We start from the raw sequence: 19,391 nt of genomic DNA on the forward strand, positions 1-19,391 counted from the left end.
TAGCCACCTTACGCAGCCACCTTACGCAGCCACCGCCTGCCGCCGCGACCGGTTCAGCAGCACGAACGCGGCGGTGGCCACCAGCATGACCGTGGCGGTGGCGATGACGGCCGCGTAGCCCGTGTCGAACGCCGTCCGGGCCAACTCGGTCAGCGTGGCTGCCAGGTCGGTGGGCAGGCCTTCGGCCACGATCAACGCTTCGTCCAGGCTGTCGCGCAGCGCGGGGGCCGCCGCCAACGCCGGCGGCACGTCCAGCGTGTTGGCGTACACGCCCGACAGGATGGACCCCATCAACGTCACGCCCAGCGCACCGCCCAGCTCGTACGACACTTCCTCAATCGATGCCGCCATGCCCGCGCGTTCCGGCGTGGCGCTTTGCATGATGGAGCTGGATGCCGCCGTCATCGTTGCACCGATGCCCAGCCCCAGCACGCTCAGGCTGACCATCTGCGGCAGCACGGCGCCGTCATAGCACAGCAGGTACGCGCCCATGCCCGCCGCCGAGACGGCCAGCGACAGGAACATCAGCCGAGGTCCGCGCACGTAGGCCAGCAGCCATCCCGCCACGGGGCCGGCCACGAAAGCGGCCAGCGGCAGCGGCAGGATGAACAGCGCGGCCTGGATGGGCGACATGCCCAGCACCAGCTGCAAGCGCTGGCTGAAGACCAGTTCCAGGCCCAGCAGCGCGGCGCCGGCGAACAGCGCGGCGGCGACGCCCGAGCTGAAGGTGGCGTTGCGGAAGATGGCAAAGTCGATCAGCGGATAAGGCCGGCGGCGCTGGCGGCGCACGAACACCGTCAGCATGGCGACCCCGGCCACGCAGGCCAGGCCCGCATGCAGCCACGACGTGGACGCGCGGCCCAGTTCCTTTAGCGCATAGGCGCACAGGATCAAGCCGGCCATGACTTGCAGCGACCCGGTCAGGTCCCACGGCCGCGCGGTGGCGGGGCGGCTGGCCGGAATCAGCCGCCAGGCCAGCGGCAGCGCCAGCAGCACAATCGGCACATTGATCAGGAACACCGATCCCCACCAGAAATGCTCCAGCAGCACCCCGCCCACCACCGGCCCCAGCGCCGCGCCGCCCGAGGCCACCGAGGCCCAGATGCCGATCGCCACGGCGCGCTCGCGCTCTTGCGCGAAAGTCAGCCGGATGATGGACAGCGTGGCGGGCATCATCATGGCGGCGCCCACGGCCAGCAGCACACGCGCCGCGATCAGCGGGGCGGCCGCCGGCGAATACGCCGCTGCCAGCGAGGCCACGCCAAACACCACCAGCCCCATCATGAACAGACGCTTGTGGCCCAGCCGGTCGCCCAGCGTGCCCATGCCCAGCAGCAGGCCCGACACCACCAGGCCATACACGTTCACGATCCACAATTTTTCCGACGCGGTGACGCCCAGCTCGTGCGTAAGCCGGGGCAGGGCGGTGTACAGCACCGTCATGTCCACCACGATCAATAACAAGGCGATGGACACAATGCCCAGCACCAGCCAACGGCGCGGATCGGCCGTGGCGACAGCGTTCGAATGAGTCCGCTGCATAGTTCTACTCCCTTTGAATCCACGCTTGGGTTGTTGCGCCGCAAGGGCGGCTGCCAAGCGCAAGGCACGCATTATCTATCTGTTTATTTGCCTTAAAAAGTTTGATTCCATCTATAAAATAGATGAATTAAGGAGGCGCTCATGCAATGGACCCTGGACCAACTTCGGCATTTCGTCGCGGCGGCCGACGCCGGCTCTTTCTCGGCGGCGGCGCGCGGGCTGGGGCGGGCACAGTCCGCCATCAGCACCTCGGTGGGCCTGCTGGAGGCGGATCTGGGTGTGGAACTGTTCGACCGGTCGCGCCGCAACGCCACCCTGACGCCCGCCGGCGAAGTCATGCTGCAAGAAGCGCGCGAACTGCTGCGGCAGGCCGGCGGGCTGGACCAGCGGGCGCTGTCGTTTGCCGCCGGGCAGGATGCGCGCCTGTCGATCGCGCTGGACGAAGCACTGCCGTATCAGGTGCTGGGCGCGCTGGTGGTCGAAGTGGCCGACCGCTTTCCCGCCCTGGAATTGACGCAGCTGAACGGCACCGCCACCGAGGTGGCCGACTACGTGCAGCAAGGCCGCGCCAGTCTCGCGTTCCACTTTGACCGGGGCGACCCGGGCAGCGCGTTCGCGCACCGTTACCTGGGCAATGTGGCGCAGGCGGTGTTCGTGGCGTCGGGGCATCCGCTGACCGATCTGGCAGAGGTCACGCGCAGCGATCTGGCCCGCTATCGGCAACTGGTGATGCAGATGGAAGGCGTGGAAGAGGTGGTGCTGAGCCCGACGGTGTGGCGCACGGACAGCTTCTACAGCATCGCCGGCATGGTGGCGGACGAGCTGGGCTGGGCGATCCTGCCGCTGAACATCGCGGAATACGAAAGCTTTCGCCGCACGCTGGCGCGCGTGCCGTGCGCGGGCCTGTCCTTGCCGATGCTGTCGGTGCGCGCGCTGTGGCTCCAAGGGGCAACGTTAAGCGCGACCGAGATTTGGTTGCAGGAACGGATGGGGCAATTGTTGGGGTGATGCGAGCTCGGCTAGCTAAGCAACGCCGTCACCAGATCGCTGCCGCCCTGGCTGTCGTCGGTGAAGTTCAGCGCTGTCTGCACGTGTTCCAGATGCTCATCCATCAGCGCGCAGGCGCGTTCGGTGTTGCCCGCGCGGGCCGCCTCGATGAAGGCGTGGTGCTCTTGCGACGAGCAACTGGCGTCGTGCGAACTTTGGTACAGCACGGTAATCACGGCACTGCGCGCCGACAGTTCGCGCAGCATGCCGGTCAGCACCGAATTGCCCACGGCTTCGGCCAGCAGGATGTGGAAATGGCCCAGCAGCTGGTTGCGCTTTTGCACGTCGCCGGCTTCAAGCGCCGCGCGTTCTTCTGCCAGATGGGCGTCAATGCGGCGGTAATCGGCAGCCGTGGCGCGCGCCACGAATTCCTTGGCCAGCGCGGCTTCCAGGATGCGGCGCACGGCGTAGACCTCGCGCGCTTCGTTCGCGTCGGGCTTGCTGACGAACGCGCCCTTGTCCGGAACGATATTGATCAGCTTGTCCTTGGACAGCATCAGCAGGGCGGCGCGGATCTTGGTGCGGCTGACCTTGTAGACCCGCGCCAGCGCCTCTTCGCGCAGCCGGGTGCCGGGCGGAAGCTTGTGCGCCACGATGGCGGCGGAAACTTCGCGGGCAATATCGTCGGCGCTGGGGTCTGTGGAAACTTCCTGGGTCATGGGACGCGGCTGCGGCGGCCGCAGGGCAAAATCTTCGGGCAGCCAGTCTATCAAAAAGCCGGACAGGAAAGACAAACATTTTTTGCATACAAAGCGCGGATGCAAAACCGCGTCCGGGCGCGCGTTGTGCTTGCATACGCTTTGCCCCCCAGGCCGTCATACCGCGGTGCGCGCAGCCTTATCGCCCGCGCGCACCCCCCGGCGTCAGTCCTTGGCCATCAGACCCAGGTATTCGATCAAGCCCTTTTCCTTCACATAGGTCGCCTGCGCCCACGCCTTGTAGTCTTCGCTGTTGCGATAGGCCGGCTCCTGGTTCAGCTGCTTCATCACGTCCATGCTGGCCTGGTCGAACAGCGCTTTCTTGAACGCATCGTGCAAGGTCTTGACCACGGCAGGGTCCATGCCCTTGGGGCCGGCCAACCCATACGGGGACGTGGACACGACCTTGTAGCCCAGCTCTTGCGCCGTGGGCACGTCGGGCCAGCGCGTGGTGCGCTTTTCGCCAAAGGTCACCAGCAGCCGCATCTTGCCCGAGTCCACGAACTGGTCCCAGCCCGTGGCGTCGCTTTGCGCCATGACGTGGCCGCCCAGCAGCGCCTGCTGCATGTCGGCGTTGCCCTTGAACGGCACGTGGTTCAGCTTGACCTTGGCGTTGATGGCGATTTCTTCAATCAACAGATGCGGCGACGAGCCGATGCCCGTGGAGCCGTAGTCGATGGTGCCCGGCGCCTTGCGAGCCGCCTCGATGTATTCGTTAAACGTCTTGTAGGGCGAATCCGAGCGCACGGTGAAGCCGAACGTATAGCCCGACAGCCCGATGATGAAGCTGAAATCGTTGATCGGGTCCCAGCTGCTTTTCTGCATGTAGGGCATGCGCAGCATAGCCAGCGTGTAGAGCGCGATCGTGTAGCCGTCGGGCTTGGCGGTGCGCGCCATGGTGGCCGTGCCCAGCGTGCCGCCCGCGCCGGGACGGTTTTCCACGATGACCGGTTGCCCCAGGTACTTAGAGGCGTCCTGCGCCACGATGCGCAGGTGGCGGTCGGTCGAGCCGCCAGCCGGGAACGGCACGATCAGGGTGATGGGCTTGGTGGGAAAAGCGGCTTGCGCGCTGGCGGCCAGCGGCACGGCGGCGCCAACGGCGGCAAGCAGCAATGCGCCCAGGCAGGCGCGGCGCAAAGGCATCTTCAGCATGGGTTGTCTCCTGTGGTGTTGTTGTGGTGTGTTGTGGTCGGTCGTCGGTTGTCGCTGAAAGGGCGGGGGGGGCGGCGTCGGTTCAGTCGCGCAAGGCCACCTTGACCGGCAATCGCGCCAACGCCTCGCGCAGCTGCTCCTTCAGCGGCGTGGGCGCGTCGGCGTCCGCCTGGACGGCGACATCCGGTTGTGCATCGGCCAGCACGCGGAAGATCTTGCTGTCTTCCGTCAGGCCGGCCGCTTGCAGGGTGCGCGCCACCACGGCCTCTACCGAGACGGCAGTGGCCAGGCGGCGCAAATCGGGTTTGTAGATCTTGCCCACATTGGTCATGGGCATGGCGTCCAGCACGATTACGCGCTTGGGCCGCGCCGGGCCTTCGTCCACATGGGCGGCGGCGTAGGCAACCAGTTCGGCCTCCGTGACCTGCACGCCCTCCATCAGCGTGACGAAGGCCACGGGCAGCTCGCCGGCGTAGGCGTCCGGCGCGCCGACCGCCGCGCACAGGTGCACGCCGGGGTGCGTGGCCAGGGCGTCTTCGATGGTCTTGGGATCGATGTTGTGGCCGCCCCGGATGATCAGGTCCTTGGCGCGGCCTTGCAGGTGCAGCCGGCCTTCGTCGTCCATGAAGCCGACGTCGCCGCTGATCAGCCAGCCGTCTTCCGTGAAGGCGCGGGCGGTGTCTTCCGGGTCCAGAAAGCCGGGGATCACATTGGGTGCCTTGAACAGCACCATGCCCGGCGTGCCGGGCGGCAAGTCGCGCGCGGCCTGGCCCGAGGGCACATCCAGCCCCACGATGCGTACCTGCACATAAGGCAGCGGGTAACCCACGCAATTGACCGGGAATACCGAGCCGGGCGGGGTGATGGACGATATGCCCGCCATTTCCGTCATGCCCAGGCTTTCGTTTACCTGCAATCCGAACAGCCGCTTGAAGCGCGCGGCCAGTTCAGCGGGCAAGGGCGCCGCGCCCGTGCGGCAATAGCGTAGCGATGAGATATCGGCGCCGGCCAACGGTATGTCGGCCAGGGCCGCCAAAATCGTCGGCACGCCTTGCAGCGAGGTTGCGCGGTGCTTTTCCACCAGCCGCCAGTAGTTGCGCAGCACCTCGCGGTTGCGCAGCAACATGGGCGTGGGGATGACGGTTTCCACGCCCGCCGACAAGGCCGCCAGCGACGCCGGCAATACGCCCGCCACGTGAAAAAGCGGATAGCCGTTGATGACCACGTCCGTCGGTCCGGCGTTCTGCAACTGCACGGCGGCCCAGGCCGTAAAGACCTGGTTGGCGTGGGTGTGGATGGCCAGCTTGGGTGCACCGGTGGTGCCGCCCGTGTGGAAATACGCCGCCACGTCGCTGGCGCGAATAACGCGTTCGCTAAGCAGGCGGCTGGCGGGCTGCGCGGACTGGTTGGCGTTGAAGTCCAGCGCGTAATCGGGCAGGGCGGGCCGGTCGGACAGCGCTTCGGTGTGGGGCGCCACGCGCAGGATCGTCTGCAAGGTCGGTACGCGGTCGCGCAGGCGCAGGGCCTTGGTCCACATCTCGCATTCGGCCTCGGCACCGTAGGCGATCAGCACCTTGGCGCGCGCCGCCGTCATCAGAGACGCGAGCTTGTCTTCGGTCAGCATCGGGTTCAGCGGCTGGACGATGCCGGCCGCCTCGCCGCCCCACAGCGCCAGGTGGTATTCCAGGCAGCCGGGCAGCATGACCGCCACGGCGTCATCCGCGCGCACGCCCAGGTCGTGCAGCAGGTTGGCCGTTTGGTGGATGCCGGCCAGCAAGTCGCGGTAGCTCCAGCGGATGGCCTCGTCGTCCGGGTCGGCGGATCGCAGGAAGGTCAGCGCGGTCTTGTCGCCGAAGGCCGCGGCCGAGTTGCGGAAGATCTCGTAGGTGCTTTGCACCGTCAGCGTTTCCGCCAGCGGCCGCGCTTGCAGGCGCTGCACGTCGGCGGCGCTGCGCACGGGGAACGGCGCCGAGAATGGGGGCGACAGGGGCGGGGCGGCGTGGGCCTGCGTCATGGTGTGCCGGCCTCCGTTCACGCCTGTGCCAGCGCGATGTAGCGGCGCAGGTGGTGGTCTTCGTCGCCCAGTTGGTGGTCGATCATGACCAGGCGCTTGGCGTAGTGGGCCAGCGGCAATTCCCAGGTCATGCCGATGCCGCCATGCAGCTGGATGCTTTCTTCGGCCACCAGCGTGCCGATGCGGCCGATGGTGAACTTGGCGGCGGACAGCGCGCGTTCTCGGGTGGCGCGGTCCGGGTGGTCCAGCGCGGCGGCGGCGTTGATGACGGCCGAGCGCGCCTGTTCAATTTCCAGCAAGACATCCGCCATGCGGTGCTGCAAGGCCTGGAAGCTGCCGATAGGCGTGCCGAACTGGCGCCGCGTGCGCAAGTATTCCAAGGTGGCGTCGCGGGCGCAGTCCATCGCGCCCACGGCTTCGGCGCACAGCGCCAGGATGCCGCGCCCCACGGCGCGTTCCAGCACCGCATGGCCCGCATCCACATCGCCCAGCAGCGCCTCGGGGCCCAGCTTGACGTTGTCCAGCGCGACTTCGGCCGCGCGCCCGCCGTCGATCAAGCCATAGCCGCGCACGCCCAGCCCGGCCGTGCCCGCGCTGACCAGGAACAGGCTGATGCCCGCTTCGTCGTCTTGCGCGCCTGATGTGCGCGCCGACACCAGGAACAGGTCGGCATGTTCACCCGCCGTGACAACGGCCTTGGCGCCGTTCAGCACCCAGCCCTCGCCTGACCGTTCGGCGCGCGTGCTGACGCGCGACAGTTCGTAGCCCGAGTCCGGTTCGGCCTGCGCCAGCGCGGCCGTGATGCTGCCCGCGATCAGGCCGTCCAGCGCTTCGCGCTGGGCGGGCGTGCCGGCGGCGGCAATCGCGCTGCCCACCATCAAGGCGTCCAAAAAGGGTTCAACAACCAAGCCGCGCCCCAAGGCCTCGAAGACGACGGAGATATCGAAGCCCGCGCCGCCCAAGCCGCCGTCGGCTTCGGTAAACAGGGCGCCGATCGCGCCCAGCTCGGCATAACGGCGCCAGAACTCCTCGCTATAGCCTTGGGGCGATTGGGCATTGCGTTCGCGGGTCGCAAAGTCGTACTGCTCGGTGACAAAGCGGCGCAGCATGTCGGAAAGCATGCGCCGGTCTTCGGTATGTTCAAAGTTCATGGCCGGCCCTTACAGTCCCAGGATCATCTTGGAAATGATGTTCTTTTGAATTTCGTTGGAGCCGCCGAAGATCGACAGCTTGCGGTTGTTGAAGTACTGCGCGGCGGCGCTGTCGGCGCCTTCCGGGCCGATGGGGGCGGCGTCATAGCCGTCATGCAGCGCTTCGGGCACGAAGGGGCGCGCGTACGGGCCCATTGCGCGGCGGTTCAACGCCGTGATTTCCTGGCGGATCTGCGTGCCGCGTATCTTCAGCATCGAGCTTTCAGCGCCCGGTGCACCGCCGCCTGCCACCGCCGCCACCACGCGCAGGTTGGTGGTGCGCATGTTGGCCAATTCAATTTCCACGCGCGCCAGTCGGGCGGCAAAGTCCGGGTCTTCGGCCAGGGGGCGGCCGTTCTTTTTTTGCTTGGCGGCCACGGCCTTCAAGCGTTCCAGCGCGGCGGTGGACTGGCCCACGCCGGCAATGTTGGTGCGTTCGTAGGTAAGCAGGTACTTGGCGCAGGTCCAGCCACGGTTTTCTTCGCCCACCAGGTTGGCCACCGGCACGCGCACGTCCGAGAAGAACACCTCGTTGACTTCGTGTTCGCCGTCCAGCGTGATGATGGGGCGCACTTCAATGCCGGGGCTGTTCATGTCGATCAGCAAAAAGCTGATGCCTTCCTGGCGCCGGCCTTCCTGCGACGTGCGTACCAGGCAGAAGATCATGTTGGCGTACTGGCCCAGCGTGGTCCACGTCTTCTGCCCATTGACGATGTAGTGATCGCCATCGCGCACCGCCGTGGTCTTGACCGAGGCCAGGTCGGACCCCGCGCCCGGTTCCGAATAGCCCTGGCACCACCAGTCGCTGCCGTCCAGGATGCGGGGCAGCCAGTACTGGCGCTGCGCGTCGTTGCCGTACTTGATCAGCACCGGCCCCAGCATGCTCAGGCCGAAGGGCACGATGCGCGGCGCGGCGGCCAGCGCGCATTCGTTGTCAAAGATGTACTTCTGCGTGGCGCTCCAGCCGGTGCCGCCGTATTGCACGGGCCAGTGCGTGGCCAGCCAGCCTTGTTCATTCAGGATGGCGTGCCACTGGACCATGTCGTCCTTGGTCAGCAGCTTGCCCAGGTTGACCTTGTCGGACAGGCGGCGCGGCAGCTTGGCCGCCAGGAACGCGCGTACTTCGTCGCGAAAGGCATTTTCTTCGGGGGTGAATTCCAGGTCCATGACGATCCTCAGGCGATATCAAGCATAGATTTCAAACAGGCCGGCCGCGCCCATGCCGCCGCCGATGCACATGGTGACCACGGCGTAGCGGGCGCCACGGCGGCGGCCTTCGATCAGTACATGGCCGGCCAGGCGCGCGCCGGTGACGCCAAACGGGTGGCCCAGCGCGATGGAGCCGCCGTCCACGTTCAGGCGGTCCATGGGGATGCCGAGTTTTTCCTGGCAATACAGCGCTTGCGACGCAAACGCCTCGTTCAGTTCCCACAGGTCGATGTCCTGGACCTTCAAGCCGTGGCGCGCCAGCAGCTTGGGCACGGCGTAGACGGGGCCGATGCCCATTTCGTCGGGCTCGCAGCCGGCAATGGCCAGGCCCCGGAACGCGCCCAGCGGGCGGATGCCGGCGCGCTGCGCCTCGGCCGCTTCCATCAGCACGCAGGCGGCGGCGCCGTCGGACAGCTGCGACGCGTTGCCGGCCGTGACGAACTGGCCTTCGCCACGCACGGGTGCAAGGCCCGCCAGGGCTTCGTAGGTGGTGCCGGGGCGGTTGCAGGTGTCCTGGTCCACGGTGACTTCGCGTTCGCTGACCACGCCGGTGGCGCGGTCGGTGACGGACATGGTGGTGGTGACCGGAATGATTTCTTCGCGATAGCGGCCGGCGGCCTGCGCGGCTTCGGTGCGTGCCTGGCTTTGCGCGGCAAAGCGGTCTTGCGCTTCGCGGCTGATGCCGTAGCGCGCGGCCACGATGTCGGCCGTTTCGATCATGGGCAGGTAAAGCTCGGGCTTGTTGGCCAGGATCCACGGGTCCATGCCGCTGACGCCGTCATCGCGAGTGCGAATCTGGGACACCAATTCCACGCCGCCCGCGATCACGGCCGGCGCGCCGTCCATCACGATGCGGCCGGCGGCCGACGCAATGGCTTGCAGGCCCGACGCGCAATAACGGTTGATGGTGGCGCCGCCCACGCTGACGGGCAGGCCGGCGCGGATGACGGCCTGGCGGCCGATGTTGCGGCCGGTGGCGCCTTCCGGGTAGCCGCAGCCGATGAAGGCGTCTTCGATCAGCGCGGGGTCGATGCCGGCGCGATCAACGGCGGCGCGCACCGCGTGCGCGGCCAGCGTGGGCCCGGCGATCTGGTTAAATTCGCCGCGCCCCGCCTTGGTGATGGGGGTGCGGGCGGTAGAGACGATGACGGCTTCGCGCATAAGAGTTCCAGTAAAAAGTAAGGGGCAGGGATCAGGCAGCCGTGCTAAGTGGCTGCGATCCGGTGCAGCGGCCCGGCGCGGCGATCCTGGGTGGCGATCGGGGCTTGCATGGATTGCCCCGCGTTCAAGCGCCTTGGTTCAAGCTGGCGAAGGTGCCGCCGGATTCGGCCAGGCGCACCAGCAAGGGCGACGGCTTCCAGAACGCCGGGTCTTCTTTGGCAAAGGCGCGGATGTCGGCCAGCACCTGCGCCGCGCCCACGCTGTCGGCGTAGTGCATCGGGCCGCCGCGATGGCGCGGAAAGCCGTAGCCGGACAGAAACACCACGTCCACGTCCGACGGCCGCAGCGCGATGCCTTCGTGCAGCACGTTGGCGGCCTCGTTGACCATGGCGGCCAGATACCGGCGCAGGATGTCCTCGTGGGTAAAGGCGCGTGGCGTAACGCCGGCGCGGCGGCGTTCTTCGTCGATGATGGCCAGCACCTCGGGGTCCGGCGTGCCCACGCGCGCGCCGTCGGGATATTGGTAGAAGCCCCGGCCCGTTTTCTGGCCGAACCAGCCGCGTTCGCACAACCGGTCCGGGATCTGCACATAGCGCAGCGCCGGGTCGCGGGTGGCGGCGCGGCGCTTGCGCGTGGCCCAGCCGATGTCGCCGCCCGCCAGGTCCGCCATTTGATACGGGCCCATCGGGTAGCCGAATTCGCGCGCGGCGGCGTCGATGTCATAGGGCGACGCGCCGTCTTCCATCATCATGTCGGCGGCCTGGCGGTAGACGGCCAGGATGCGGTTGCCAATGAAGCCGTCGCACACGCCGGCGCGCACCGGCGTCTTGCGCAGGCGGCGCGCCAATTCGAAGCCGGTGGCCACCGTGTCGGGGGCGGTATGTTCGCCCACCACGATTTCCAGCAGCTTCATGATGTTGGCCGGTGAAAAGAAGTGCAGGCCCAGCACGTCGGCCGGGCCGCGCGTGGCCGAGGCGATGCGGTTGATATCCAGGTAAGACGTGTTCGTGGCCAGCACCGCGCCGGGCTTGGCCACGCGGTCCAGCTGCGCGAAGACGGCCAGCTTGACGTCCATGTCCTCGAACACCGCCTCGATGATCAGGTCTGCATCGTCCAGCGCATCGTAGGTGGTGGCGCCGGTCAGGCGCGCCAGCCGCGCATCGCGTTCCTGCGCACTGATGCGGCCGTTTTTCACCAGTCGGTCGTAGACCTGCGCCACGCGGGCGCGACCCCGTTCCAGCGCGGCGTCGTCCTGTTCCACCATGACCACCGGCAGGCCCGCGTCCAGCACCGACACGGCAATGCCGGCGCCCATCGTGCCGCCGCCCACCACGCCGATCTTGTCCAGGCGGCGCGGCTTGGCTTCCTTCAGTTCGGGGATTTTGGTGGTTTCGCGTTCGGCAAAAAAGGCGTGCACTAGGCCGGCGCGTTGCGGGCTGTCCAGGCATTGCAGAAACAAGGCGCGTTCGGTACGCAGGCCCTCGTCAAACGGTTGTTCGATGGCGGCGCGCACGGCTTCGACGATCTTCGCGGGGGAATACAAACCGCGCAGGGTCTGGGCGACGCGTTCGCCGGCGGCGGCGGCTTCGGCCAGCGCGGCGGCCTTGTCGGCCAGCGCGGCGGTGGCGTCGCGGCTGCGGCGCGGGCCGGCGCCCTGTGCCAACAGCTGGCGGGTGTAGGCCAGCCCGGCCGCCAAGGCGTCGTCGCCGTCGGCCAGCGTATCCACCAAGCCCGCACGCAAAGCGGCGTCGGCTGACAGGTGCTTGCCGGACAGCATCAGGTCCAGCGCCGCCGCCGCGCCAATCAGGCGGGGCGTGCGCTGCGTGCCGCCGGCGCCGGGCAACAGGCCCAGGTTCACTTCGGGCAAGCCCAGCTTGGCGCTGGCCAGCGCCACGCGGTAGTGCGCGGCCAACGCGACTTCCAGGCCGCCGCCCAACGCCGCGCCATGCAGCACGGCGACGACGGGCTTGGTGCTGGCCTCAATGTGGTTGCACACGTCGGGCAGCGCGGGCGGCTTGGGCGGTTTGCCGAATTCGCGGATGTCGGCGCCCGCGATGAAGTTCTTGCCCGCGCCCACCAACAGAATGGCGCGCACGGATGTATCGGCCTGGCCTGCCTGGATGGCGTCGGCCAGGTCGCGGCGCACATCGGCGCTCAGGGCGTTCACGGGAGGATGGTCCAGGGTGATGACCAGGATGTCTTCGTCGCGGCGCGCGTGGGCGGCGCCGGCAGGGCTGCTGTCCGTCATGGGGTCCTTGTCTCCGGTAAGGCGTCCGCCGGGGCGGCGCCTGGGCAAGCCGGTAACGGCTTATCGCTGATCGCTTGTCGCGTATCGCTGATCTCTTATTTCTTTATTCTTTCGCAGTAAAGATGTCTTGACAATGACATCTGGAATTGACACTACGGATAATAAAATTTGACAATGCCGCGCAAGGAGACACCATGGACACCAAATCCCTGACCTTGCTGGTCGATATCCTGGACGCCGGCAACCTGAGCGAAGCGGCGCGCAGGCTCAAGATGACGCGCGCCAACGTCAGCTATCACCTGAACCAGCTGGAACGGTCGGTGGGCATGCAGCTGGTGCGGCGCACGACCCGGCACGTTGAGGCCACCGAGATCGGCCTGAAGCTGTATCAACATGGCCGCAGCATTCAGGACGAGCTGGTGGCGGCGCGCGAAGCCGTCGATACGCTGGGCAAGACGCCGCAGGGCAAGGTGCGGCTGAGCGTGCCCAGCGGCTACGGGCAATTCGTGATGACGCCCTGGCTGCTGGAATTCAAGGCGGCCTATCCCGACATCGTGCTGGACGTGCTGTTCGAGAACAGCGTGGACGATCTGCTGCGCGACGAGGTCGACATCGCGGTGCGCATCATGTCCGAGCCTCCGCAAAACCTGGTGGCGCGCGAATTGGGCCTGGTGCGCTACGTGGCATGCGCGTCCCAGACCTATGCCGACGCCCGGGGCTTGCCCGAACGCCCGGAAGACCTGGCGCAACTGCCGGTCATCAGCGCCGCCGTGATCGGCAGGCCGCTGCGGCTATCGGCGTATTACGACGGCCAGCCGCGCCAGCACGTGGTGCTGGAACCGACGGTGATTTCCCGCAACTACGCATTTCTGCGCGATGCCATCCGGGCCGGGCTGGGCGTGGGCGTGGTGCCCGATTACGTGGTGCACGACGACATTGCGCGGGGCGAACTGCTGCCGGTGCTGACACCATGGCGTTTAAGCATTTTTGGACGCGGCATGTATATGCTGTACATGCCCAACCGACACCATCCGCGCGCGATTTCGATGCTGATCGAATTCATCCTGGAACGCGCGCAGCGCAGTCACGAAGGGCAGGCCGGCCTGCTGGCGGTGAAGGGCTGACAAGCGCCGGGCACGATACTTGCTGACCACCTCAACCAAAAAACGGAAAGTGGGGGCGGGATGGATAGCGCGACACCGGCGAACAAGACGCCGGACAACACGCGTGACAACACGCGGGATGACACGCGGGATGGCACGCGGGATGGCACGCGGGATGGCACGCGGGACGGCACGCGGGACGGCACGCAGGACAGCGCGCGGGACCGCACGCGCGACACCACAGTGCCTGACACGGCAGGCCCCGCAGCGGACGCCGCCCAGGCGAAGGCCGTGGCGGTTGCGGCCGGCGCGGCCGAGCCAAAATCACCCGAAGAACGCGCGGCGGAAAAGTCGGGGCCGGATGATCGTGCCTCGGACGAAAAAGCCACGGTCCAGGACGCCGGCATCGTCCCCGAGCCCGCGCCTGACGTCACGCACGTCTGGGCCCGCGGCGCCTGTCTGACCACGCTGACCGTGCTGGCCGTGCTGTTCTCACTGAAGATGGCGCAGGAATTCATCGTGCCGGTGGTCATGGCCATCGTGGTCTCGTATGCGCTGGACCCGGCCGTCGCGCTAATGGAGCGCGTCCGCGTGCCGCGTCCCATCGGCATCGTCATCCTGATGGCCGTGATCGCCTTCGGCCTGGCCGGGCTGGTGTATGCCACGCAAAGCCAGGTCACTTCCATCGTGGACGCCTTGCCCGAGATCTCGGGCAAGATCTCGCGCACGCTGGGCGGCTTTGCCAGCGGCGACGGCTCCATCATCGAACGCATCAAGGGCGCGGCCAGCGTGCTGCAGGAAACCGGCGGCATCCCGCCCGGCCGCCAGGTTGTGGTGACGAAGTCGGACGCGGGATTCAGCGAATTCCTGCTGTGGGGCTCCAAGGGCCTGGCCACCTTCCTGGGCCAGGCGACGATGAGCGTATTCCTGGTGTTCTTCCTGCTGCTGTCGGGCAACGCGTTCAAGCGCAAGTTCGTCAAGGTGGCGGGCAAGACCTTGTCGCAGAAAAAGATCAGCGTGCACATGCTGGACCAGATCAACAGCTCTATCCACATGTATATGGCGATGATGCTGGTGACCAATGTGGCGCTGGGCGTGCTGTCGTGGGGGGCGTTTCGGCTGCTGGGCCTGGAAAACGCCGCTACCTGGGCCGTGGTGGCGGGCGCGCTGCACATCGTCCCGTACTTTGGCCCGCTGCTGACGGCGGTGGGCACGGGGGTGGCCGCCTTGATTCAGTTCGGCGAGATCGGGCCGGCGCTTCAGGTGGCGGGCAGTTCGGTTGTGATCGCCTTGCTGATCGGCGTGCTGGTCACCACGTGGATGTCGGGCCGCATTGCCCGGATGAACTCGGTGGCGGTGTTTATGATGCTGCTGCTGTTCACCTGGTTGTGGGGCATCTGGGGCACGCTGCTGTCCGTGCCCATCGCCTTTATCGCGAAGGTGGTGGCCGACCATATCGAAGGGCTGGAGGCCGTGTCGGAGTTCCTGGGCGAATAGCGCTGTTGGTATGCTGACGCCTCGCCACGCCGGAACCGCCATGCCCGAAACTTCCTCGCCCGCCGCCGCGTTCGCCACGCATTCGTCCCTGGCTTCCGATGTGCGCCGCACGCAATTGCGGCGCATGAAAATCGCCGCGCTGGCGTTGCTGGTGGCCATGGTGTGCGGCTTCATCACCAGCCACGTCATGGGCGGACAAGGCGCGTGGGCCTGGGTGCGGGCGTTCTGTGAAGCCGCCACCGTGGGCGCGCTGGCCGACTGGTTCGCGGTGGTGGCGCTGTTTCGCCGCCCGCTGGGCCTGCCCATCCCGCACACCGCCATCATCCCCAGCAACAAAGACCGCATCGGCGACAACCTGGCGGTGTTCGTGCGCGACCACTTCCTGGACCCGGATACCTTGATGGAAAAGCTGCGCGTCTTTGATCCCGCCGCGCGGCTGTCACGCTGGCTGGTGCGGCCCAGGCAGGCGCAGGCCTTGAGCGACGGCGCGCGCCGCGTGGCGCTGCAAACGCTGGACATGCTGGACGACCACGCCGTGCGCGGCGTGATCCAGGAATTCGTCGTGAAGAACCTGCGCCGTTGGGACGCGGCGGGCACGGTGGGCGAAGTGCTGGGCCTGCTGACGCGCGACGGCCGCCATCAGGAATTGCTGGATGCCGCCATGGAACGGCTGGGCGGCTACCTGGGCCAGGACGAGGTCAAGGACCGCGCGTCGACGCTGTTGGTGAAATTCGCGCGCAAGGAATGGCCGCGCATCATCGCGGCCGTGAACGCGGTGAAGTCGGTGGACGGCATCGCCGACAACCTGGCGGACCGGCTGGCGATGGCGTTGATGGACGAGCTGCGCGACGTGCTGTCCGAACCCGACCATCCCGTGCGCCGCGACTACGAGGCGTGGGTGTTGAACTACATCGAACGCCTGAAGGCCGACCCGGCCTTGTCCGCCCAGGTTGAAGAACTGAAGCAGCGCGCCATTGACCACCCCAAGGTGCAGGAATACGTGCAAGGGCTGTGGGACGACATCCACGCGGCGCTGCGGCGCGATCTGTCCGACGAAGGCTCGGCGCTGGCGGCTCACCTTGAAAGCGCGTTGCTGGCACTGGGCCGCAAGCTGGGCGAAGACCCCGGCCTGCGCGAAGCCATCAACAGCCACGTGCTGGGCAGCGCGCGGCGGCTGACCGGGCGGCTGCGCATCGGCGTGACGGAGCACATCTCGCGCACGGTCAAGAACTGGGACGAACGCCATCTGGTCGATGAACTGGAACTGAGCGTGGGCCGCGATCTGCAATACATCCGTTTCAACGGCACGCTGGTGGGCGGCTTGATCGGCGTGGCGTTGCACGCGTTGGTGCTGCTGCTGAATCGTTAACAAGCCTGATGGCTTGTATCAGGAAGGAAGAGTGCTGGCGCGCGTTGGCGCGCCGGTGCTATTGTTTTCTGCGCCATCGGCCAGGCGGCACGGTCGCCGTGGCTGGGCATCCGCACCTTGCGTGCATGATTCCAGGAGGCACTTCATGAAGAAAATCTCGATGCTGGTTGCGGGCCTGACGTTGGCGGGCGCATCCAGCGCGGCCTTGGCCGAAGACGTCACGATGTCGTTTCTGACTGCCGAGGGCCTGGGCAAAAGCGCCGGCACGATTTCCCTGAAGGACACCAAGGGCGGCTTGCAGATCACGCCCCACCTGAAAGGCCTGCCGCCCGGCGAGCATGGGTTTCATGTGCATGAAAAAGGCTCGTGCATGCCAGGCATGGTGAACGACAAGATGGCGCCCGGCGGCGCGGCGGGCGGGCACCTGGACCCCAAGGGCACCAAGGCGCACAAGGGCCCCATGGCCACCGACGGCCATCAAGGCGATCTGCCTTTCATCGTGGTGGCCGCCGATGGCACCGCCAAAAAAGCCGTGGTGGCGCCGCATCTGAAGCTGGCCGACGTGAAAAAGCATGCGGTGATGGTGCACGTGGGCGGCGACAACTACAGCGACACCCCGGCGCCCTTGGGCGGCGGAGGCGGCCGACTGGTTTGCGGCGTGGTGAAGTAGCGCGGACAGGGCGTCAGGGCGGGGCGTGCGGACAGGGCATGCGGGCGCGGCGTCGCCCGCCTGCCAGGGTCAGGCCACGCCGTTGCGGCCGTACAGCCGATAGCCGTCGCGCTCGGTCAGGCGATCGTAGTAGGCCTGCACCGCGGGCAGCGCGGGCTTGTCGAAGGCAGGCAATGACGCCGCGGCGGATAGCGAGGCGGGCGGCGTCGTGGTCGGTGTGGCGGTCGGTGCGGCGGTCGGTGCGGCGGACGGTGCAGCGTTCGTAGCAGCGGGCGCTGCGGCGTTCGGCGCCAAGGTCGGCAAAGCGAAGGGCGTGGCGAACCAGCGGTTGACGGATAGGCCGATGGCGATGTCTGCCAGCGTGAATGCGTCGCCCGCGACGTAGGCCTTGGTCGCCGCCAGTCGCGCGTCCAGTATCCCCATATAGAACGCCCATGCCCGGCGCGAGGCGTCGATGCTTGCCGCGTCCTGGTGTGCCGGGGAATGCCGCGCCAGCGCCATGAAAGCGTAGCTCCATGACCGGTTCAGGTCAGTGGCCTGCCAGTCCATCCATTGGTCCACGCGGGCGCGTGTCTTGGGATTGGCGGGGTAGAGCGCATCGCCGCCATATTGCGCCACCAGGTAGCGGATGATGCTGTTGGACTCCCACAGCACGAAGTCGCCGTCTTCAATGACGGGCACCATGGCGTTCGGGTTCAGCGCCAGAAATTCCGGGTCGCTGGTGGGCCGAAAGCCCGCGCCCCAGTCTTCGCGGATGAAAGGCAGGTTCAATTCAGCACAGGTCCAAAGCACTTTGCGCACGTTGATGGACGAAGCTTTACCTAGAATTTTCAGCATCATGCGGGGGCGGCGTATTGTGGGGGGAGCGCAAATGAAGTGGGCGCAAATGAAGTGGGCGCAGATGAAGTGAGGGCAAATGAAGTGAGAGGCAGCTAAGGGGGTACGCCATCGGCTTACCGGCGCGCGGACAGGGGCGAGTCTAACGGGCCGTGTCGTGCCCCGCCAGATACAGAAACGCCCACCGACGACCGCAACAGCCCGCGTGGCATTCGTCGTAACGTCCGGCCAGCCAGCCACCAGCCACCAGCCACCAGCCACCAGCCAGCCATCCATCCAGCCCGCCTGATGGCAACGCCGCGCTATGCGCCCGCGCCGACGCTTTCCGGCTGACTGCGCAGCCGCAACACCGGCGACGCGAACAGCACCAGGAACTGAACCACGAACCCCGCCGTGGACGCCCACAGGCACGCTTCGACCCCCACGCGCGCCGCCAGACCCGCGCCGATCAGCGCGCCGACCGGGCGGGCGCCGAACGTGGCGGTCAGGATCACCGCCGACACGCGGCCCAACAGCGCATTGGGCGTGACGGCCTGGCGCAGCGTGGTGGTGGTGATCGTCCACAGAATCGGGCCCGCGCCGAACAGAAAGAACCCCAGGGCCGCCCACACGCCGGACGGGTAGGCCAGGGTGGACAGCAAGATGCCGCTTGCCACCAACGCCGTCAACGGCCCGGCCGCGATCATCGCGCCGAAGCTCAGCCGGCGCGCCAGCCACGGCGCCGCCAACGCACCGGCCAGCATGCCGGCGCCATACACGCCCAGCGTGATGCCCACGCCCGTGGCGCTCAGGCCCAGCCGGTCGATGGCGTACGCCACGTACACCGCTTGCAGGATGAACCAGGCGGTGTTGAAGAACACGGCGGTGATCAGCACGGGACGCAGCAATGCATGTGCCGTGACAAACGCAGCGCCTTCGCGCAATTGCGCCACGATGCCGGGGCGCAGGGGGGCGGCAACGGGAGGCGCATCCCGCGCAGGCGCTCCTGCATCAGACCCCGCCTCTTGCGGTAAGCCCGCCAGGCACACCGCCGCCAGCAGCGACAAGGTGGTGGCCAGCACATAGGCGATGGGCGCGCCCATCCAGCCCACCAGCGCGCCGCCCGCAGCCGGCCCGGCCGAGAACGCGCAGCTGCGCGCCAACTCCAGCCAGCGGTTGGCGTTGGCCAGGTCGCCGGCCCGCACCAGGCGCGGCACCAGCGCCGGGGCCGATACGTTGTACGCCACGGTGCCCACTGCACCCAGGAAACCCAGCGCCGCCAGCCACGTCAGGTTCAGCGCGCCCATCCAAAGCAGCGCCAGCAAGACCAACAGGCTGGCCGCGCGCACGCATTCGGCCCCCGTCATCAGCGCCTTGCGCGACATTCGGTCGGCCAGGACGCCCGCCGGCAGGGACAGCAGCAGAAACGGCAAGGTCTGCGCCGCTTGCAGCGCGCCGGTCTGCGCGGCCGTGGCGCCCAGCGTCAACACCGCCACCAACGGGGCGGCGGCCAATGCCATCTGTTCGGAAAACTGGGCGGCCAGGTTGGACGCGGCCAAGCGGCGAAAGGCGGCGGGCAGGGAAGACAGGACGGGCGGGACGGGCATGAAGGAATGGGGCAGGGGGCTGCAATCGCGCCGGAAACGGCAAGGGCACGATCATGATCGTGCCCTTG

At 67.3% G+C, this 19,391-nt stretch carries 15 protein-coding genes; 5 read left to right on the top strand and 10 right to left on the bottom strand.

The window, feature by feature from the left end; translation table 11 throughout:
- Positions 1-21: 21 nt before the first annotated feature.
- Entirely contained in the window at positions 22-1,542 is a 1,521-nt protein-coding gene (locus KYT87_RS12395; RefSeq protein WP_219992355.1) for an MFS transporter, read from the bottom strand.
- Between the two features lie 141 nt (positions 1,543-1,683).
- Here KYT87_RS12395 and KYT87_RS12400 point away from each other — a divergent pair, with 141 nt between their 5' ends.
- Positions 1,684-2,550 (top strand): LysR family transcriptional regulator, encoded by an 867-nt coding sequence (locus KYT87_RS12400; protein ID WP_219992356.1) that lies wholly within the window; start codon positions 1,684-1,686, stop codon positions 2,548-2,550.
- Between the two features lie 11 nt (positions 2,551-2,561).
- Here KYT87_RS12400 and KYT87_RS12405 read toward each other — a convergent pair whose 3' ends face one another.
- From KYT87_RS12405 to KYT87_RS12435, 7 genes are all read right to left on the bottom strand, one after another.
- Positions 2,562-3,248: a GntR family transcriptional regulator gene (locus KYT87_RS12405; protein ID WP_046805930.1), complete on the bottom strand. Its 687-nt coding sequence runs from the start codon at positions 3,246-3,248 to the stop codon at positions 2,562-2,564.
- A 204-nt stretch (positions 3,249-3,452) separates the two neighbouring features.
- Positions 3,453-4,439, bottom strand: a complete 987-nt coding sequence (locus tag KYT87_RS12410) for a tripartite tricarboxylate transporter substrate binding protein (protein ID WP_046805901.1) — start codon at positions 4,437-4,439, stop codon at positions 3,453-3,455.
- A gap of 82 nt (positions 4,440-4,521) precedes the next feature.
- Positions 4,522-6,453 carry an acyl-CoA synthetase gene (locus tag KYT87_RS12415; RefSeq protein WP_219992357.1) on the bottom strand — a complete coding sequence of 644 codons (1,932 nt, stop codon included), beginning with the start codon at positions 6,451-6,453 and terminating at the stop codon, positions 4,522-4,524.
- Positions 6,454-6,470: 17 nt separating this feature from the next.
- Positions 6,471-7,604: an acyl-CoA dehydrogenase family protein gene (locus KYT87_RS12420; protein WP_219992358.1), complete on the bottom strand. Its 1,134-nt coding sequence runs from the start codon at positions 7,602-7,604 to the stop codon at positions 6,471-6,473.
- Between the two features lie 9 nt (positions 7,605-7,613).
- The gene (locus tag KYT87_RS12425; RefSeq protein WP_104143785.1) at positions 7,614-8,810 is read right to left on the bottom strand and encodes an acyl-CoA dehydrogenase family protein; all 1,197 of its coding nucleotides are present in this window, start codon (positions 8,808-8,810) and stop codon (positions 7,614-7,616) included.
- A gap of 18 nt (positions 8,811-8,828) precedes the next feature.
- Entirely contained in the window at positions 8,829-10,013 is a 1,185-nt protein-coding gene (locus KYT87_RS12430; protein WP_219992359.1) for an acetyl-CoA C-acyltransferase, read from the bottom strand.
- Positions 10,014-10,137: 124 nt separating this feature from the next.
- Positions 10,138-12,261 carry a 3-hydroxyacyl-CoA dehydrogenase NAD-binding domain-containing protein gene (locus tag KYT87_RS12435; protein WP_219992360.1) on the bottom strand — a complete coding sequence of 708 codons (2,124 nt, stop codon included), beginning with the start codon at positions 12,259-12,261 and terminating at the stop codon, positions 10,138-10,140.
- A gap of 194 nt (positions 12,262-12,455) precedes the next feature.
- Here KYT87_RS12435 and KYT87_RS12440 point away from each other — a divergent pair, with 194 nt between their 5' ends.
- From KYT87_RS12440 to sodC, 4 genes are all read left to right on the top strand, one after another.
- Positions 12,456-13,385, top strand: coding sequence for a LysR family transcriptional regulator (locus KYT87_RS12440; protein WP_104143790.1), 930 nt, complete (start codon positions 12,456-12,458; stop codon positions 13,383-13,385).
- Between the two features lie 60 nt (positions 13,386-13,445).
- Positions 13,446-14,861, top strand: coding sequence for an AI-2E family transporter (locus KYT87_RS12445; protein WP_255594087.1), 1,416 nt, complete (start codon positions 13,446-13,448; stop codon positions 14,859-14,861).
- A 124-nt stretch (positions 14,862-14,985) separates the two neighbouring features.
- Positions 14,986-16,230: a DUF445 domain-containing protein gene (locus tag KYT87_RS12450; RefSeq protein WP_143215434.1), complete on the top strand. Its 1,245-nt coding sequence runs from the start codon at positions 14,986-14,988 to the stop codon at positions 16,228-16,230.
- Positions 16,231-16,375: 145 nt separating this feature from the next.
- Positions 16,376-16,900 carry a superoxide dismutase family protein gene (gene sodC, locus KYT87_RS12455; protein WP_046805909.1) on the top strand — a complete coding sequence of 175 codons (525 nt, stop codon included), beginning with the start codon at positions 16,376-16,378 and terminating at the stop codon, positions 16,898-16,900.
- A 69-nt stretch (positions 16,901-16,969) separates the two neighbouring features.
- Here sodC and KYT87_RS12465 read toward each other — a convergent pair whose 3' ends face one another.
- Complete coding sequence (locus KYT87_RS12465) at positions 16,970-17,740, bottom strand: glutathione S-transferase family protein (RefSeq protein ID WP_255594088.1); 771 nt, start codon at positions 17,738-17,740, stop codon at positions 16,970-16,972.
- A gap of 299 nt (positions 17,741-18,039) precedes the next feature.
- On the bottom strand, positions 18,040-19,323 hold the full coding sequence (locus tag KYT87_RS12470) for an MFS transporter (protein WP_255594089.1): 1,284 nt from the start codon (positions 19,321-19,323) through the stop codon (positions 18,040-18,042).
- Between the last annotated feature and the right edge of the window lie 68 nt (positions 19,324-19,391).

This window comes from Achromobacter sp. ES-001, from assembly GCF_019448355.1.
GTDB lineage: Bacteria > Pseudomonadota > Gammaproteobacteria > Burkholderiales > Burkholderiaceae_B > Achromobacter > Achromobacter spanius_B.

What these genes read in the sequence shown, in the direction of transcription:
- KYT87_RS12395 (WP_219992355.1), bottom strand. Translation starts at nt 1,542, where the DNA reads ATGCAGCGGACTCATTCGAACGCTGTCGCCACGGCCGATCCGCGCCGT.
- KYT87_RS12400 (WP_219992356.1), top strand. Translation starts at nt 1,684, where the DNA reads ATGCAATGGACCCTGGACCAACTTCGGCATTTCGTCGCGGCGGCCGAC.
- KYT87_RS12405 (WP_046805930.1), bottom strand. Translation starts at nt 3,248, where the DNA reads ATGACCCAGGAAGTTTCCACAGACCCCAGCGCCGACGATATTGCCCGC.
- KYT87_RS12410 (WP_046805901.1), bottom strand. Translation starts at nt 4,439, where the DNA reads ATGCTGAAGATGCCTTTGCGCCGCGCCTGCCTGGGCGCATTGCTGCTT.
- KYT87_RS12415 (WP_219992357.1), bottom strand. Translation starts at nt 6,453, where the DNA reads ATGACGCAGGCCCACGCCGCCCCGCCCCTGTCGCCCCCATTCTCGGCG.
- KYT87_RS12420 (WP_219992358.1), bottom strand. Translation starts at nt 7,604, where the DNA reads ATGAACTTTGAACATACCGAAGACCGGCGCATGCTTTCCGACATGCTG.
- KYT87_RS12425 (WP_104143785.1), bottom strand. Translation starts at nt 8,810, where the DNA reads ATGGACCTGGAATTCACCCCCGAAGAAAATGCCTTTCGCGACGAAGTA.
- KYT87_RS12430 (WP_219992359.1), bottom strand. Translation starts at nt 10,013, where the DNA reads ATGCGCGAAGCCGTCATCGTCTCTACCGCCCGCACCCCCATCACCAAG.
- KYT87_RS12435 (WP_219992360.1), bottom strand. Translation starts at nt 12,261, where the DNA reads ATGACGGACAGCAGCCCTGCCGGCGCCGCCCACGCGCGCCGCGACGAA.
- KYT87_RS12440 (WP_104143790.1), top strand. Translation starts at nt 12,456, where the DNA reads ATGGACACCAAATCCCTGACCTTGCTGGTCGATATCCTGGACGCCGGC.
- KYT87_RS12445 (WP_255594087.1), top strand. Translation starts at nt 13,446, where the DNA reads ATGGATAGCGCGACACCGGCGAACAAGACGCCGGACAACACGCGTGAC.
- KYT87_RS12450 (WP_143215434.1), top strand. Translation starts at nt 14,986, where the DNA reads ATGAAAATCGCCGCGCTGGCGTTGCTGGTGGCCATGGTGTGCGGCTTC.
- sodC (WP_046805909.1), top strand. Translation starts at nt 16,376, where the DNA reads ATGAAGAAAATCTCGATGCTGGTTGCGGGCCTGACGTTGGCGGGCGCA.
- KYT87_RS12465 (WP_255594088.1), bottom strand. Translation starts at nt 17,740, where the DNA reads ATGATGCTGAAAATTCTAGGTAAAGCTTCGTCCATCAACGTGCGCAAA.
- KYT87_RS12470 (WP_255594089.1), bottom strand. Translation starts at nt 19,323, where the DNA reads ATGCCCGTCCCGCCCGTCCTGTCTTCCCTGCCCGCCGCCTTTCGCCGC.